Origin of the sequence: Bacillus sp. CH_70, from assembly GCF_038007045.1 — a bacterium.
In the GTDB taxonomy this organism is placed as follows: domain Bacteria; phylum Bacillota; class Bacilli; order Bacillales; family Bacillaceae_G; genus Bacillus_A; species Bacillus_A cereus.
In genome coordinates, this window is the sequence record NZ_JBBOWL010000001.1 from 3,512,581 (window position 1) to 3,528,734 (window position 16,154).

The following is a 16,154-nucleotide window of genomic DNA, read 5'->3' on the forward strand; positions in this document are numbered from 1 at the left end:
GAAGATAATTACCTTATTTATATACGGTAATTATCTTCTTTTTTGTATTTTGATAGATTTCCATACATTCTATTTCTTATTAACGAGTTTCAATCGTCACATCTCCCGCAGCCGTTTTACCGCTAATCTTTTTACTACCATTGCCAATTGTTACGTTATTATTTTCTTCATTAAAAATTGTTACATCTCCGGCAGCACTTTGCCCAGTAATTACCGCATCTTGTGGTTTTTCCGATAAAGTAATATCTATATCTCCCGCAGTTGAACTTGCTTCTAGATTATACTTGGAATCATGATCTTGAATATTTATTTCCCCACTTGTTGTTTTTGCGGTCACTTTCCCTAATACCTTCTTAAAGTTCACCTCACCAGCTTTTGTCGATCCCTCCACATTCTTAGCCGTTACTTGTTTCAACTCTACTTCTCCAGCAAGTGTTCTAACACTTACGCTATCACTTTTCACATCACTCATTTCGATTTGTCCAGCAGATGAATTTACTTTTACATCTTGATAAGAGCGTTCGGGCACAAGGAGAGTCAATTTAGACGTTTGAAACCTAAAATCATAAAAAGAAAAATCAAATGAAGCACCTTTTTCTCTTTCCCCAATAATTTTTAATGTGTCACCATCTTCTGCAATACGAATCTCTTGTTTACGTACATCTCCTGATTGCTTTACATAAAAAGAAGAATCAGGAGATTTTTGGATAACAATATCTCCGGCATCTAACTTAACTTCTATATTTTTTAATGTTTCGTTTTTAATTACATCTTCTTTATCGCCTTTTTCAGCAGTTTGTACTGCTTTTTCATATGTTTGGGAAATTCCTATTACTCCAATAATGATACAAGCGATAGCGATTAAAAATAGTTTTTTCATCATTTACTCTCCTTTTATCATTTTGAAGTTCCATATTACATATCGTACACACAATCTCTTAAACCACTTTGTACTATAAAAAGCGATAATACACAACAATAAACCTACTCCAACAAACGTTATACTAACGAAAAGATCCAACCATATAAAAGTACCCATAAATACTTTTCCAATAACGAAAAATGGTGTTACTACACTAGCAATACCACCAATCCAAAAAGAAAATATAAAAGCAACAATTGCGACTAACGGGCCTAACACAATAATAAAATTAAACAAACTAAGTCCAATCGCTGCCATAACAGCTCTTGTCACATTTGAAGTCGATGGATTTTTTTTCATTTCATCGAAGCGATACATCGCAAGTAACTCTTTTGCGATTACTTTCGGAGAACCAAGGCCCTGAATTATTTCTGATTCAGTTTTCCCCTCTTCTAGTCCAAACTGAAAGTGCTCTTCATAATCCAATAAAATATCTTGCCTCTCTTCCTCTGGTAACTTTCTAAGATAACTTGATAATTCTTTAAGAAACCCTTCTTTACTCATCCCATTCCACCCCTTCAATAATTTCTTGTACCCCTTTCGCAAAATCACGCCATTCTGTTACTAACAAATGAAATTGCGTCTCCCCTTGCTCTGTTAATTGATAATATTTACGAGGTGGCCCTTCTGTAGATTCCTTTAAATACGTTTGAAAATACCCTTCTTTCGTCAAACGACGTAACAAAGGATATACTGACCCTTCCGATATTAAAAATTTATTAGAAATTTGCTGAACAAGTTCATAACCGTAACTATCTTTACGTTTTACAAGTGCTAATACACAAAGTTCAAGCACACCTTTTTTAAACTGAACGTTCAAGTGTTATCCTCCTTTCCTATCTTAGTACTGTTCAATACACGGTACCTGTTTTATCCATAATATACCACTTAGTATTATTTATTGCAAGGTACTAAGCTATATTTATTCCCTAAATTTAGAAAATGAACTAACGAAATTCTGAATAAGACTGTGTTATAACTGAGCATCATTACGTTAATATCATTGAGTAATAATCTGATTCACAAGCCACAAACTTATAGCCTTGCAGATGAGGACATAAAAATCATCGCTCGCGTTGTACAAGGCAGTAAAGAATTATTAAGTTTTAGCACAAGTGATTAAAAAAGATAAGATCAATTCTTTTGAAAAGATTTTCTTAGTAACATGATTCAAAATAACCAAAAACAATCCATTATCTAGTAGTTAACATATCCAATAACTTCACTAAAAAAGCCCTGATACCGTAGTATCAAGGCTTTTTCATTTCACAAATTATATAAAACTTACATTTATCTGATAATGTTTTTCTATGATATCACTACTTGTTATTAATTATTGGCTTTTATGTGGCTGTTTTTCATTTTGCAACCATATAAAATTGTAATAATAGGGAATTAAAAAACCCTTGATACGAGTTGTATCAAGGGTTCAAGCCTCTTAGTATAGAGACATATATTGATCGCGTTCCCATTGGTGAACTTGCGTTCTAAAGATATCCCACTCAATCTCTTTCGCTTCGATGAAGTGCTCAAGTAAGTGTTCTCCTAGTGCACCGCATACTACTTCATTAGATTGTAATGTAACTAACGCTTGCGCTAATGTTGCTGGTAAGTCAACGATACCTGCTTCTTCGCGCTCTTCTTTTGTCATTACATAGATGTTACGGTCTACTGCAGCTGGTGGAGTTAATTTGTTTTTAATTCCATCAAGACCTGCAGCTAATAATGTAGCCATTACTAAATATGGGTTTGCAGCTGGGTCAACACTACGTACTTCTACGCGTGTACTAATACCACGAGATGCAGGGATACGTACTAACGGGCTACGGTTTTGTGCAGACCATGCTACGTAACAAGGCGCTTCATATCCAGGTACTAGACGTTTATATGAGTTTACAGTTGGATTTGCTATCGCTGTAAATGCTGGTGCATGTTTTAAAATACCTGCGATGAAGTGACGAGCATCATCACTTAGTTGTAAGTCACCGTTTGCATCAAAGAATACGTTCTCACCATTTTTAAATAATGATAAGTTACAGTGCATACCTGAACCGTTCACACCGTATAGTGGTTTCGGCATAAATGTTGCGTGTAAACCATGTTTACGAGCAATTGTTTTTACAACAAGTTTGAATGTTTGAATGTCATCACATGAGCGAATTGCATTTGCATATTTAAAGTCAATTTCATGCTGCCCTGGAGCAACCTCATGGTGAGATGCTTCAATTTCAAATCCCATTTCTTCAAGTTCAAGAACGATATCACGACGACAGTTTTCCCCTAGATCCATCGGCGCAAGGTCGAAGTATCCACCGTTATCGTTTAATTCTAATGTTGGATTTCCTTTTTCATCAACCTTAAATAGGAAGAATTCTGGCTCTGGTCCAAGATTGAAGTCTGAAAATCCTAAAGCTTCCATTTCTTTTAACACACGTTTTAAGTTGTTACGTGGGTCTCCATCAAATGGAGTGCCATCTGCATTGTAAATATCACAGATTAGTCGAGCTACTTTACCTTTTTCAGCTGTCCAAGGGAAAATTACCCAAGTGTCTAAATCAGGATATAAATACATATCAGATTCTTCAATACGTACGAAACCTTCAATCGAAGATCCATCAAACATCATTTTGTTATCAAGAGCTTTCGTTAATTGTCTCACTGGAATCTCTACGTTTTTAATTACCCCTAAAAGGTCCGTAAATTGTAAACGGATATACTTTACATTCTCTTCTTTCGCCAAACGGAAAATATCTTCTTTTGTGTATCTAGACATTATAAATTCCTCCTTAGTCCCTCTAATCGCCTTCAGAATCAGTTATCTTTAGTGAAAAAATCTTGAAATGTCACCTTGTCGCAATGAAGTTCGATTGAATCTACCTGTATGTTGTAGTTCATCTCGAAGTATTTTGCGAAGCTCAGTTTTTGAAATTTCTTTCGTTTCTTCTTTTACTTTCACTGCTTCTGTTTGATTTTCTTTCATTAGTAACACTTGCTTAATACCAGCCATATTCAAGCCTTGATCTAACAAATCTTTAATCTCTAACAACTTATCTACATCGTTAAATGAAAATAATCTACGATTCCCCTTTGTACGGGTTGGCGAAACAAGATTATGCTCTTCATAGTAGCGAATTTGACGTGCAGACAATTGTGTTAAATCCATAACAATACCAATTGGAAACAGCGGGGCAGAACGTCTATCTTCTTTCATTTTTCAGTTCCTCCTTCGCCTTAACTGCTTCTCATTTTATAACATGTTATGTTTAGTGTCAATAGATGTTAGCTTTTCTTACATGATTTTTTTATAAATTTTTTCATTCTTTTTTCTAATCGCATAAATCGTTACTTTTATACGAAAAAAGCTGCCGATATCGACAGCTCCCCTTTAAGAAATTGTTAATAAATTCTTTTCAATCAATTCATCAATCGCAGAACAAATCGCAATTTTAACATGCGAATACGTTAATCCACCTTGCACATATGCAACATACGGTGGTCTAATCGGACCATCAGCAGACAATTCAATACTTGCACCTTGAATAAATGTTCCCGCCGCCATAATTACATCATCTTCATAACCTGGCATATAGTTTGCATACGGAGTAAAATGCGAATTAATTGGAGATGCATATTGAATCGCTTGGCAGAAGGCAATCATACGGTCTTTATCATCAAATTGAACAGATTGAATTAAGTCTGTTCTTGGTGCATTCCACGCTGGTGACGTGTTCATTCCTAACTTTTCTAAAAACGCAGCTGTAAAAATTGCACCTTTCAGCGCTTGTCCTGCAACATGTGGCGCTAAGAAGAACCCTTGATACATTTCTTGCAGACTGTATAAAGACGCTCCAGCTTCCGCACCAATTCCCGGAGATGTTAAACGATATGCACACGCTTCAACATACTGTTCTTTACCGACAATGTAACCACCAGTTTTTACAATTCCCCCGCCTGGGTTTTTAATAAGCGAACCCGCCATTAAATCTGCACCAACATGACACGGCTCTTGCTCTTCAATAAACTCCCCATAACAATTATCTACAAACACAACAACATCAGGTTTAATTTCTTTAACAAACCCGATCATCTCTTTAATTTGAGAAATAGTAAACGATGGACGAGTAGCATAACCTTTCGAGCGCTGAATACCGATCATTTTCGTATTACTATGAATCGCTGCTGCAACAGCTTCAAAATCAACAAGCCCACCTTCAGTTAGCGGAACTGCATTGTAACCAATATTATATTCTTTAAATGAACCTACACCTTTCCCACGCACACCAACGATTTCCTCTAACGTATCATACGGTTTCCCAGTAATGTACAATAACTCATCTCCTGGACGTAAAATACCGAATAACGCTGTAGAAATAGCGTGAGTACCTGAAATAATTTGCGGACGAACAAGTCCAGCTTCCGCCCCAAATACATCAGCATACACTTTTTCTAACGTATCACGGCCAATATCATCATAACCATAACCTGTCGTCGGGATAAAATGCGAGTCACTAATTTTATGTTTACGAAAACTTTCTAATACACGAAACTGATTACTTTCAATTACTTCATCCGCACGTTTATGTACTTCTGTAATCTGACTCTCTACTTCTTTTACGATTGGAGCAATTTTTTCTCCATTTTTCAAACGATCAAACATTTTTATTTTCTCCTTCTTCCACTAAAAATCTCTTTAATTGCACATTAAGCGATGAATGAGTAAAAATATACCCTGCACAATCATATACAAATTTATCTTCCAGAAACTCCATCTTTGCTAATAGCGTTTCCGTCTTTAAAAGCGTTAATAACTTACCTTCACTCGGAGGGATTTCTACTCGATAACGATCCATTTCTTTCTTCATTTTCATTTCTATCGCTTCTTTTATACGCAATACATCACTTTCTTCAAAAGCACTAGTCATTAAGAAATCACTTTTCGGAAACGGAATAAAGTTTTGATGTAATTCATCTTTTTTATTATATAACGTAATAATAGGAATATGATTAATTTCAAGTTCTGATAATAATCGTTTTACTGTTTTTTCATGCCCTATGTAGTTAGGATCCGCAGAATCAACTACATGTAAAATAACATCTGCTTCCCCCGCTTCTTCCAGTGTTGAACGAAAAGCAGCAATTAATGAAGTGGGTAAATCTTGTATAAAACCAACAGTATCAGTTAGTAATACTGTATAACCAGAAGGTAACGGCATCTTCCTCGTCGTTGGGTCTAGTGTTGCAAACAGAAGGTTTTCTTCAAACGTATTAGCTTCCGTTAATCTATTAAACAGTGTCGATTTCCCTGCATTTGTATAGCCTATTAATGAAACTTGAAATACTTTATTGTCTTTTCTTCTCTCACGATATCTTTTTCGGTGTTCCACAACAACTGCAAGTTGTTTCTTTATTTCATCAATACGCGATCGAATATGACGACGATCCGTCTCAAGTTTCGTCTCACCCGGTCCTCTCGTTCCAATACCACCACCAAGACGTGATAAGGACAACCCTTGCCCCATAAGACGTGGCATTGTATATTGCAACTGAGCTAATTCCACTTGAAGCTTACCTTCCCTCGACTTCGCACGTTGCGCAAAAATATCTAGTATTAGTTGCGTTCGATCAATTACTCTCGCATCTAATACTGAGGATAAATTCCGAATTTGACTCGGCGTTAATTCATTATTAAATATAATAACATCCGGCTCTAATTCTTCAGTTAGCATTGTAAGCTCTTCTAATTTCCCTTTACCTATGTAAGTTGCCGGATGAAACTTTGGTCGTTTTTGCGTTGTTGAAACTAACACTTCCGCTCTCGCAGTCTTAGCTAGTGATGCAAGCTCTTTCATGGAATGCATAAATTTTTCATCATCATCTTGCGGCAATTGACAGCCTACTAATATGACTTTTTCTTTTTCTTCCATCAAATATGTTCACTCATCCTTTTCGAAATTTAAACCTTCTAATATAATAGCAGAGGAAGCACATTTCATCTAGTTAGCGGGGGAGAAAATTCATGGCATGGGAGATTTTTAGCATCATAGGCACAATCGCTTTCGCACTAAGCGGAGCCATTGTTGCAATGGAAGAGGATTATGATATTTTCGGGGTGTATATTTTAGGAATGGCAACCGCATTTGGGGGAGGTGCCCTTCGTAATTTATTAATCGGTTATCCGATTGTCGCGTTTTGGCAACAAGACATGTTATTCCAAATCGCACTTTTATCAATGACTATTATTTTTCTTTTTCCAAATAAGTTAATTAGACATTGGAAAAAGTGGGAAAATATCACTGACGCTATCGGCTTATCAGCATTTGCTGTACAAGGAGCATTATATGCTCAAAAATTAAATTTACCAATTAGCGCCACAATCGTGGCAGCTGTTTTAACTGGTATCGGCGGCGGTATCATTCGCGACCTTTTAGCCCGCAGAAAACCTCTCGTTCTTCGAGCTGAAGTATATGCCTTTTGGACAATTTTAGCAGGTTTCTTAATTGGCGCTCAAATTATTGTTAGCGATTGGGCCCTTTACATTTTATTCATTTTAATTGTTTGCTTCCGCATGGTTTCTATTCATTACAAATGGCATTTACCGCACAGACGTATCGAAACGAAAGAACGTTCAATGCATAAATAGCAATCTAACCTCTTTACATATCGTAAAGAGGTTTTTCTTTTCTAACGATTTTTTCTTTATATAATGTTTATACTAATTTTTAAAGTGAGGTGAATACAAATGACAAACCACGTTAATAAAGGAGCTCAAAAAAGTTCAGTAAACCAATTTGGACACGACCCTAATTCAGCACACGAAAAGAGCGCTAAAATGGAACGCTTCCATAAAGCGCACCAAGAAAAAGCAAAAAAAGAGTAAACGAACTTATACACAAAAATAGACGCACAGTTTATGTACTGTGCGTCTCCTCTTCGAGCATCAAATCCATACTCGATATTCCAATTAAATCATTTTTATCATACGTATCTTCTTGCAACAACCGCATCGCCTGTGTACGAATTGATTTTTCAACAATATTCCGTACATACCGCCCATTACTAAACGATGTAATTTGCGACGAATACTTCACCGCATGTAAATGATCCCTAAATTTCCATTCAGCTTCTTTTGATAACTGATATTCACGATCTTCATACATTCTCTTCCCAATTTCCAATAGCTGATTTACCGAGTAATCCGCAAATTCAATAATAAATGGAAAACGAGATTGCAGCCCTGGATTTAATGAAAGAAAGTGATTCATCTCTCTTGAATATCCAGCTAAAATCAATACAAAACCATGTTGTTTATCTTCCATATGTTTTACAAGCGTATCAATTGCTTCTTTTCCAAAGTCCTTCTCTCCTCCTCGAGCTAAAGAATACGCCTCATCAATAAACAAAATACCTCCCATTGCTTTTTTTATTAAGTCTCTTGTTTTTTGAGCTGTATGGCCGATGTACTCTCCTACAAGATCAGCACGTTCAGCTTCAACCAAGTGGCCTTTCGATAGAATATTCATCTCAAACAGCAATTTTCCTATCATTCTAGCAACAGTCGTCTTCCCTGTACCCGGATTCCCTTTAAACAGCATATGAAGCACTTGCTTCTCAGACTTCAATCCCTTCTCTTGTCTTTTTTTATTCACATAAATCCAAGCATATATTTCTTTTATTATCTTTTTTATATCATCCATCCCAACAAGCTTCCCCATCTCTTCTTCAATTCTCTGCAGCATTTCATGTTTAATTGTAGTTTCATTTGAAATTACCGTTTTATTTTCTGCGGCTGGCAAAGAAATTTTCTTTCGATGGTTTAACACAATATTAATTTGATTGTTGTTTTTCTTTCGCATCGATTGTTCCATACAATCACCTCATTTTATCCCGCTATTTTCGAGCAGTAAGACTCCCACCTCGACATTCAGCAAACGTTTGGTATTTAAGCGGGAGATAACCGCCCGTAAATGCCCGATTGGTTCAACTAATAATCGCAGAGGATAAACAAAATCCCCACTGATTATAGTTTCACTTTATCCACTCACCAAATATTATTATTCCTGTCCCCCTTGTAAATGCCTATTTTCAGAAAAGTTTGCTATAATATAAGAAATAATTAAGGTGGTGGGACTATGGAGACAACGGAATTCCATGATACAATACAAGCCTTTTCTATTTTTTTATTGAATAAAGGCCGAAAACCCTCAACTATTAAACGTTATGTTTATGACGTTGAAGACTTCGGACATTGGTTAGAAAAAAACAAAAAGCTCCCTTCCAGTAATATATGGGCTACACTTTGTACAAAAGACTACGAAGATTACTTTTCCGATTTAAAAACGAATCGACATTACTCAGAAAAAACGATGCATCGTGTATTTACTGTATTAAATAGAATGCATCACTTTCTAAACATTCCCAATCCATTGAAGAATATGGAAATATCTATTCAACCAGACCGTACACTTCGTAACGAAGATTTCATTTCACCTGATGAAGAAAAAAGATTAAAGTATATAGTCACTTCATTAGAAGGACTTTCAGAAAAACAACTTCCTGTGCGCCCTTTATTAATGGATCGCAATATTGCTATTTTAAATCTATTGATCGACTACGGTTTATCCTTACAGGAACTTACAGCATTAACAATGCATCACGTTCACTTTGAAACTAACACATTGTCAATCCCAGCAACCGCAGGTGTAGAAAGAACAATTACATTAGCAAAAGAAGACAAAAAACAACTATATAATTATTACAAAAGTATCCCAGAACCAGTTCGTCCTAAGTATCATAGTGATGATTCATTGTTTGTCGCATTTGATTTTAACCGCGGAACATACAGGTGGGTATATGAAAATGATGCACCAAAGGCATTAACGGAAATTGCTATACAAAAAATGATTCGCCTCGAAGTGGCTAGAGCCAATTTACGTAAAGGAATTTCAGGACAACATTTTCGTAACACCTATATTTTAAACTTAATAAAAAAAGAAACTCCTGAATCAGAAATTATAAAGCTCGCTGGATTCAAATCAAAAATTTCATTAAAGCGATATTATCAATACGCAGAAAATAGAAAAAACGCCTTATTGTAAGGCGTTTTTTCTATTTTTTCTTTAAACAAACGATTTTACTATGACCATTTAACTAATTTCTGCATCTACTATGATGAGTTTCGTTCACATTTTCGTGAGAAAGGAGAGATTTAATGTCTCGTTATAACGACAATCAAAACAAATTCTCCAAACCATGCTTTCCAAGTAGCGCTGGACGAATCCCAAATACTCCATCAATCCCAATTACTAAAGCTCAACTTAGAACATTTCGTGCGATTATTATTGATTTAACAAAAATAATCCCAACACTTTTTGCAAATCCATCTCCCCAAAATATTGAAGATCTAATCGATACATTGAACCTACTAAGTAAATTTATTTGTTCACTAGACGCTACTTCCTCCCTGAAAGCACAAGGGTTAGCTATTATTAAAAACTTAATAACTATATTAAGAAATCCAACCTTTGTAGCAAGCGCTGTATTTATTGAGCTTCAAAATCTCATTAACTATTTACTATACATTACAAAATTATTCCGAATTGACCCTTGCACACTTCAAGAGCTTCTTAAATTAATAGCAGCATTACAAACTGCTCTAGTTAATTCTGCTTCGTTCATTCAAGGACCTACCGGACCTACTGGACCAGCAGGCGCTACTGGTGCTACCGGACCTCGAGGTAACACTGGTGCCACTGGACCTCAAGGACCTCAAGGACCTCAAGGTAACACAGGCGCTACCGGCAATACAGGCGCTCAAGGACCTGCTGGTGCTACTGGCGCTACGGGCGCTACTGGACCTCAGGGACCTCAAGGTAACACGGGCGCTACCGGCAATACAGGCGCTCAAGGACCTGCTGGTGCTACTGGCGCTACTGGACCTCAGGGGCCTCAAGGTAACACAGGCGCTACCGGCAATACAGGCGCTCAAGGACCTGCTGGTGCTACTGGCGCTACTGGACCTCAGGGGCCTCAAGGTAACACAGGTGCTACTGGACCTCAGGGTGTTCAAGGTAACACGGGTGCTACCGGCGCTACTGGTGCTACTGGACCTCAAGGTGTTCAAGGTAACACAGGTGCTACCGGCGCTACCGGTATAGGAGTTACCGGACCTACCGGACCTTCTGGCGGGCCTCCTGGACCTACTGGACCTCAAGGTAACACAGGTGCTACTGGTGCTACTGGACCTCAGGGTGCTCAAGGTAACACAGGTGCTACTGGTGCTACCGGTGCCACTGGACCTCAGGGTGTTCAAGGTAACACGGGTGCTACTGGACCTCAAGGTGTTCAAGGTAACACAGGTGCTACTGGACCTCAGGGTGCTCAAGGTAACACGGGTGCTACTGGACCTCAAGGTGTTCAAGGTAACACGGGTGCTACTGGACCTCAGGGTGCTCAAGGTAACACAGGTGCTACCGGCGCTACTGGACCTCAAGGCCTTCAAGGTAACACAGGTGCTACTGGTGCTACCGGCGCTACTGGACCTCAAGGCCTTCAAGGTAACACAGGTGCTACCGGTGCCACTGGACCTCAAGGTGTTCAAGGCAACACAGGTGCTACTGGTGCTACCGGCGCTACTGGACCTCAGGGTGCTCAAGGTAACACAGGTGCTACTGGTGCTACTGGCGCTACTGGTGCTACCGGCGCTACTGGACCTCAAGGTGTTCAAGGTAACACAGGTGCTACTGGTGCTACTGGACCTCAAGGCCTTCAAGGTAACACAGGTGCTACTGGTGCTACCGGCGCTACTGGACCTCAGGGTGTTCAAGGTAACACAGGTGCTACCGGCGCTACTGGACCTCAGGGTGTTCAAGGTAACACAGGTGCTACTGGTGCTACCGGCGCTACTGGACCTCAAGGTGTTCAAGGTAACACAGGCGCTACCGGTGCTACCGGCGCTACTGGACCTCAAGGTGTTCAAGGTAACACAGGCGCTACCGGTGCCACTGGACCTCAAGGTGTTCAAGGCAACACAGGTGCTACTGGACCTCAGGGTGCTCAAGGTAACACAGGTGCTACTGGTGCTACCGGCGCTACTGGACCTCAAGGTGTTCAAGGTAACACAGGTGCTACCGGTGCTACTGGACCTCAAGGTGTTCAAGGTAACACAGGTGCTACTGGTGCTACCGGCGCTACTGGACCTCAGGGTGTTCAAGGTAACACAGGTGCTACTGGTGCTACCGGCGCTACTGGACCTCAAGGTGCTCAAGGTAACACAGGTGCTACTGGTGCCACTGGACCTCAAGGCGTTCAAGGTAACACAGGTGCTACCGGCGCTACTGGACCTCAGGGTGCTCAAGGTAACACAGGTGCTACTGGTGCTACCGGCGCTACTGGACCTCAAGGTGTTCAAGGTAACACAGGTGCTACTGGTGCTACCGGCGCTACTGGACCTCAAGGTGCTCAAGGTAACACGGGTGCCACTGGACCTCAAGGTGTTCAAGGTAACACAGGTGCTACCGGTGCCACTGGACCTCAAGGTGTTCAAGGCAACACAGGTGCTACTGGCGCTACTGGACCTCAGGGTGCTCAAGGTAACACAGGCGCTACTGGACCTCAAGGCGTTCAAGGTAACACAGGTGCTACTGGTGCTACCGGCGCTACTGGACCTCAAGGCGTTCAAGGTAACACAGGTGCTACTGGTGCTACCGGCGCTACTGGACCTCAAGGTAACACGGGTGCTACTGGTGCTACTGGACCTCAAGGCGTTCAAGGTAACACGGGTGCTACTGGTGCTACTGGACCTCAAGGCGTTCAAGGTAACACGGGTGCTACTGGTGCTACCGGTGCTACTGGCGCTACTGGACCTCAAGGTGTTCAAGGTAACACAGGTGCTACTGGTGCTACCGGACCTCAAGGTAACACGGGTGCTACTGGCGCTACTGGACCTCAAGGTGTTCAAGGTAACACAGGCGCTACCGGACCTCAAGGCATTCAAGGACCAACGGGTGCTACCGGCGCTACTGGTATAGGAGTTACTGGACCTACTGGACCTTCTGGTGGACCTACCGGACCTACTGGGCCAACTGGACCTAGCTTCCCTATAGCAACAATTGTTGTAACAAACAATATTCAGCAAACAGTACTGCAATTTAATAACTTTATTTTTAGTACTGCAATTAACGTAAACAATATTATCTTCAACGGCACAGATACAGTTACTGTTATTAACGGTGGTATTTATGTAATTAGCGTATCCATTTCTACAACTGCGCCAGGATGCGCTCCACTCGGAGTAGGAATTTCAATTAATGGAGCAGTCGCAACTGATAATTTCTCTTCAAATTTAATAGGCGACTCACTTTCATTTACTACAATCGAAACATTAGCAGCTGGTGCAAGAATTTCTGTTCAATCTACTCTTAATGAGATTACGATCCCTGCGACAGGAAATACTAACATCCGCCTTACTGTATTTAGAATCGCTTAAATTTCATCATATATTGTTTATGACAAATAAAAAAAGAGCGAGGAAACTCGCTCTTTTTTGTTATGTACAATAATTCATTACTATTCTAATTCAATTGAAACATTTTTTTGTGGTACAAATGTAGAAATTGCATGTTTATAAATAAGCTGTTGCTTACCTTCTGTTTCCAGCAGGACTGTAAAATTATCAAATCCTTTAATTAGTCCACGAAGCTGGAAACCATTTAATAAGTACAGCGTAACAAACGTATTTTCTTTACGGAGTTGATTTAAAAACTGATCTTGAATATTGATTGATTGCTTCATGTCGAATCCTCCTCTTTTTCTCTACTTACTATTATTCGACTTTACTTGTAACTTTCCTTCTATGTATCGTAAAATTTCTGACGTTTTTTCACCGTCTGTAACATCAAACCACGTGACATCCATTTTATTACGGAACCACGTTAATTGACGCTTTGCATAACGACGCGAATTCGTCTTTAATTGTGATACCGCATCTTCTAAAGGGGCTCGATTCTCAAAATAATCATAGATTTCTTTATATCCAATCGCTTGAATAGATTGACAATCTCGTATCCCTCTATTATACAGACCTTCTACTTCCTCTAATAGGCCTTGTTCCATCATCAAATCCACTCGTAAGTTAATGCGATCGTATAGCATTTCTCGATCCATTGTCAAGCCAATTAATGAAACATCATAGAGTAACTCTTTTTCTTGTTTCTCAATTTGGTCACTCATTTTTTCACCCGTCGTGTGGAAAATTTCTAACGCCCGAATGACACGTCGTACATTATTTGCATGAATACGCTCCGCACTTTCCGGATCTACTTCTTGCAATTTTTTATGTACATATTCCACACCGCGTTCTAAAGCTAACTTTTCCATTTGCTCTCGGTATATCACATCACCAGCATCATCTGTAAACTGATAATCGAATAAAACAGATTGTATATAAAGACCGGTCCCACCAACTATAATTGGTAATTTACCACGTTCTGTAATTTCTCGAATATGTTTGCGAACACGTTCTTGAAATTCCGCGACAGAAAATGAATCTTCCGGATTTTTTATATCGACCATATAATGTGGAATTCCGTCCATCTCTGCTTGTGTTACCTTTGCAGTTCCAATATCCATCGTTCGATAGATTTGCATGGAATCACCACTAATAATTTCACCGTTCAACGCTTTGGCAAGATCGATACTTAACTTCGTCTTTCCAACAGCTGTTGGTCCAATGATGACAGCAACTTTTTCACGTTGCACTTCTCCCATAGCATTCAACTCTCTTTATGTAATATACTCCATCTATTGATTATACCCAATCTTACCAATTTTAACGGCATGATTGCAAGTTCTTTCATTTCGGTACATGAAATTACATATAAAAAAGAACATAGTTTGTCCAATTCTGCATATACATGATAAAAATAGTTTCGAGAGGATGAGTTAACTATGAAACAATCCACCATCAATTTTTCATCTTTGACAAAAGACCTCATTTTAGCTACTTCTACAAAAGAACAAAATTGTTCACAAGAGGAATTATACTTCGCCCTAAATTGTTTACTACGGGCTTTTCATTCTACTCTCCATGAAACAACATCACATCCAGAAAATAAAAATACAGAATATATACAAACACAATTTTGCAGTGCATATAAAATTATTACAGGTAAAACTATTTATCCCTTTCAATAATCCATAAAAAGCGGCTGCTTACATAATTTCAAGCAACCGCTTTTTATATTAATATGGATAACCTATTGTATAACTTTCACTTTTACAGATTTGCGCCCCCAGCTATTAGCACTACCATCCGAACCGACTAATACATCAATACGATTTCCTTTAATCGCACCACCAGTGTCTCCAGCAATCGCTTCTCCATATCCTTCTACCCATACTTTTGATCCAAGCGGAATTACTTTCGGATCAACAGCAATTACTTTCATATTTGGATTTGCTGTTAAATCATGCCCCATTGCAGTTAATACACGACCACCATACGAACCATTCTCACTCGGATCTGCTGTATATGCCGTCGCTTCTACTGTAATTTCACGACCACCAGTAGGCGCACTTGTTTCAGTAGATTTCGCAACTGGTTTTGCAGCCGGCTTTTCTTTTACCACAGGTTTACTTGATTCTACATTCTTAATAGAATCGTTACTCTTAACAGACTCTTTATTCTTAACTGCTGTATTATTTTTAACCGGCGCTTCTTCTTGAGCTACAACCTCTTTCTTTTCAATTACAGGTGCCGTTCCTGTTAAAAATGGCACGTGAACATATCCGACTTTTCCATTGTAGTCGAATTGTAACCATTCATTTTGAACTTGATTCGTCGTTTCAATCACATCATTTTTATTAAGTTTACCTAAAATTTCAGAATCAGTATTCGCTCCAGCACGAACATTTAATACGCCCGCCGTTACATAATATGTGCTCTTTGTAAAATCAGCACTTACAAACGCTTCCTTACCGTTTAACTTAATTTTCGTCCATCCATTTTCTGTATTTATAACATCTAGTGTATTCCCACTTAACACTTTACCTACAAGCTTTGACTCTACATTTGGGTTTTCTCTAACATTTAATACGTCTGTTGTTACAATTGTTTCCGCTTTAGCAGAACCCGCAAAAATCCCAAGACCAAAAACTGCTGCTGTTGCTATACTTAATAATTTTTTCATGAATAGCCTCCATTTGCTTTGTTTTCGTATTTTCATTATAGCAACAG

Annotated in this window: 16 protein-coding genes; 5 read left to right on the top strand and 11 right to left on the bottom strand. The window is 38.9% G+C overall.

What is annotated here, in order from left to right:
- Window positions 1–79 precede the first annotated feature (79 nt).
- The 7 genes from N2V79_RS17735 to hflX all read right to left on the bottom strand — a co-directional run bounded on the left by N2V79_RS17735 (window position 80) and on the right by hflX (window position 6,846).
- Window positions 80–883: a DUF4097 family beta strand repeat-containing protein gene (locus N2V79_RS17735; RefSeq protein WP_001986547.1), complete on the bottom strand. Its 804-nt coding sequence runs from the start codon at window positions 881–883 to the stop codon at window positions 80–82.
- On the bottom strand, window positions 884–1,426 hold the full coding sequence (locus tag N2V79_RS17740; protein WP_000031386.1) for a DUF1700 domain-containing protein: 543 nt from the start codon (window positions 1,424–1,426) through the stop codon (window positions 884–886). It abuts the gene before it with no gap.
- Complete coding sequence (locus N2V79_RS17745; RefSeq protein ID WP_001102628.1) at window positions 1,419–1,742, bottom strand: PadR family transcriptional regulator; 324 nt, start codon at window positions 1,740–1,742, stop codon at window positions 1,419–1,421. The genes N2V79_RS17740 and N2V79_RS17745 overlap by 8 nt, the downstream gene beginning before the upstream one ends.
- A gap of 618 nt (window positions 1,743–2,360) precedes the next feature.
- Entirely contained in the window at window positions 2,361–3,695 is a 1,335-nt protein-coding gene (gene glnA, locus N2V79_RS17750) for a type I glutamate--ammonia ligase (RefSeq protein WP_000092763.1), read from the bottom strand.
- A gap of 48 nt (window positions 3,696–3,743) precedes the next feature.
- Complete coding sequence (gene glnR, locus N2V79_RS17755) at window positions 3,744–4,133, bottom strand: transcriptional repressor GlnR (protein ID WP_000656783.1); 390 nt, start codon at window positions 4,131–4,133, stop codon at window positions 3,744–3,746.
- 174 nt (window positions 4,134–4,307) lie between these two features.
- Entirely contained in the window at window positions 4,308–5,579 is a 1,272-nt protein-coding gene (locus N2V79_RS17760) for a methionine gamma-lyase family protein (RefSeq protein ID WP_078400351.1), read from the bottom strand.
- Entirely contained in the window at window positions 5,572–6,846 is a 1,275-nt protein-coding gene (gene hflX / locus N2V79_RS17765; RefSeq protein WP_053563798.1) for a GTPase HflX, read from the bottom strand. The genes N2V79_RS17760 and hflX overlap by 8 nt, the downstream gene beginning before the upstream one ends.
- Window positions 6,847–6,938: 92 nt before the next feature.
- On the opposite strand from hflX, the gene N2V79_RS17770 reads away from it, so the two are divergent.
- Both N2V79_RS17770 and N2V79_RS17775 read left to right on the top strand, forming a co-directional pair.
- Window positions 6,939–7,562 (top strand): trimeric intracellular cation channel family protein, encoded by a 624-nt coding sequence (locus tag N2V79_RS17770; protein WP_000312267.1) that lies wholly within the window; start codon window positions 6,939–6,941, stop codon window positions 7,560–7,562.
- Between the two features lie 99 nt (window positions 7,563–7,661).
- Entirely contained in the window at window positions 7,662–7,799 is a 138-nt protein-coding gene (locus N2V79_RS17775) for a hypothetical protein (protein WP_000181505.1), read from the top strand.
- 31 nt (window positions 7,800–7,830) lie between these two features.
- Here the strand turns inward: N2V79_RS17775 and spoVK are convergent, their stop codons facing one another.
- Window positions 7,831–8,787, bottom strand: a complete 957-nt coding sequence (gene spoVK, locus N2V79_RS17780) for a stage V sporulation protein K (RefSeq protein WP_000438177.1) — start codon at window positions 8,785–8,787, stop codon at window positions 7,831–7,833.
- Window positions 8,788–9,051: 264 nt separating this feature from the next.
- Between spoVK and N2V79_RS17785 the strand changes: the two genes are divergently transcribed.
- Both N2V79_RS17785 and N2V79_RS17790 read left to right on the top strand, forming a co-directional pair.
- Window positions 9,052–10,017 (top strand): tyrosine-type recombinase/integrase, encoded by a 966-nt coding sequence (locus tag N2V79_RS17785; protein ID WP_000450330.1) that lies wholly within the window; start codon window positions 9,052–9,054, stop codon window positions 10,015–10,017.
- Window positions 10,018–10,130: 113 nt separating this feature from the next.
- The gene (locus N2V79_RS17790) at window positions 10,131–13,406 is read left to right on the top strand and encodes a Gly-Xaa-Xaa repeat protein (protein ID WP_340720121.1); all 3,276 of its coding nucleotides are present in this window, start codon (window positions 10,131–10,133) and stop codon (window positions 13,404–13,406) included.
- 80 nt (window positions 13,407–13,486) lie between these two features.
- Here the strand turns inward: N2V79_RS17790 and hfq are convergent, their stop codons facing one another.
- Both hfq and miaA read right to left on the bottom strand, forming a co-directional pair.
- Window positions 13,487–13,711 (bottom strand): RNA chaperone Hfq, encoded by a 225-nt coding sequence (gene hfq, locus N2V79_RS17795; RefSeq protein ID WP_000813896.1) that lies wholly within the window; start codon window positions 13,709–13,711, stop codon window positions 13,487–13,489.
- Between the two features lie 21 nt (window positions 13,712–13,732).
- Window positions 13,733–14,686, bottom strand: a complete 954-nt coding sequence (miaA, locus tag N2V79_RS17800) for a tRNA (adenosine(37)-N6)-dimethylallyltransferase MiaA (protein WP_000504953.1) — start codon at window positions 14,684–14,686, stop codon at window positions 13,733–13,735.
- Window positions 14,687–14,866: 180 nt separating this feature from the next.
- Between miaA and N2V79_RS17805 the strand changes: the two genes are divergently transcribed.
- The gene (locus N2V79_RS17805) at window positions 14,867–15,112 is read left to right on the top strand and encodes a hypothetical protein (protein ID WP_000814431.1); all 246 of its coding nucleotides are present in this window, start codon (window positions 14,867–14,869) and stop codon (window positions 15,110–15,112) included.
- A 62-nt stretch (window positions 15,113–15,174) separates the two neighbouring features.
- On the opposite strand, the gene entD is transcribed toward N2V79_RS17805, so the two are convergent.
- Window positions 15,175–16,107, bottom strand: a complete 933-nt coding sequence (entD, locus tag N2V79_RS17810; RefSeq protein ID WP_023522798.1) for a cell wall-binding protein EntD — start codon at window positions 16,105–16,107, stop codon at window positions 15,175–15,177.
- Between the last annotated feature and the right edge of the window lie 47 nt (window positions 16,108–16,154).

What these genes read in the sequence shown, in the direction of transcription:
- N2V79_RS17735 (WP_001986547.1), bottom strand. Translation starts at nt 883, where the DNA reads ATGATGAAAAAACTATTTTTAATCGCTATCGCTTGTATCATTATTGGA.
- N2V79_RS17740 (WP_000031386.1), bottom strand. Translation starts at nt 1,426, where the DNA reads ATGAGTAAAGAAGGGTTTCTTAAAGAATTATCAAGTTATCTTAGAAAG.
- glnA (WP_000092763.1), bottom strand. Translation starts at nt 3,695, where the DNA reads ATGTCTAGATACACAAAAGAAGATATTTTCCGTTTGGCGAAAGAAGAG.
- glnR (WP_000656783.1), bottom strand. Translation starts at nt 4,133, where the DNA reads ATGAAAGAAGATAGACGTTCTGCCCCGCTGTTTCCAATTGGTATTGTT.
- N2V79_RS17760 (WP_078400351.1), bottom strand. Translation starts at nt 5,579, where the DNA reads ATGTTTGATCGTTTGAAAAATGGAGAAAAAATTGCTCCAATCGTAAAA.
- hflX (WP_053563798.1), bottom strand. Translation starts at nt 6,846, where the DNA reads ATGGAAGAAAAAGAAAAAGTCATATTAGTAGGCTGTCAATTGCCGCAA.
- N2V79_RS17770 (WP_000312267.1), top strand. Translation starts at nt 6,939, where the DNA reads ATGGCATGGGAGATTTTTAGCATCATAGGCACAATCGCTTTCGCACTA.
- N2V79_RS17775 (WP_000181505.1), top strand. Translation starts at nt 7,662, where the DNA reads ATGACAAACCACGTTAATAAAGGAGCTCAAAAAAGTTCAGTAAACCAA.
- spoVK (WP_000438177.1), bottom strand. Translation starts at nt 8,787, where the DNA reads ATGGAACAATCGATGCGAAAGAAAAACAACAATCAAATTAATATTGTG.
- N2V79_RS17785 (WP_000450330.1), top strand. Translation starts at nt 9,052, where the DNA reads ATGGAGACAACGGAATTCCATGATACAATACAAGCCTTTTCTATTTTT.
- N2V79_RS17790 (WP_340720121.1), top strand. Translation starts at nt 10,131, where the DNA reads ATGTCTCGTTATAACGACAATCAAAACAAATTCTCCAAACCATGCTTT.
- hfq (WP_000813896.1), bottom strand. Translation starts at nt 13,711, where the DNA reads ATGAAGCAATCAATCAATATTCAAGATCAGTTTTTAAATCAACTCCGT.
- miaA (WP_000504953.1), bottom strand. Translation starts at nt 14,686, where the DNA reads ATGGGAGAAGTGCAACGTGAAAAAGTTGCTGTCATCATTGGACCAACA.
- N2V79_RS17805 (WP_000814431.1), top strand. Translation starts at nt 14,867, where the DNA reads ATGAAACAATCCACCATCAATTTTTCATCTTTGACAAAAGACCTCATT.
- entD (WP_023522798.1), bottom strand. Translation starts at nt 16,107, where the DNA reads ATGAAAAAATTATTAAGTATAGCAACAGCAGCAGTTTTTGGTCTTGGG.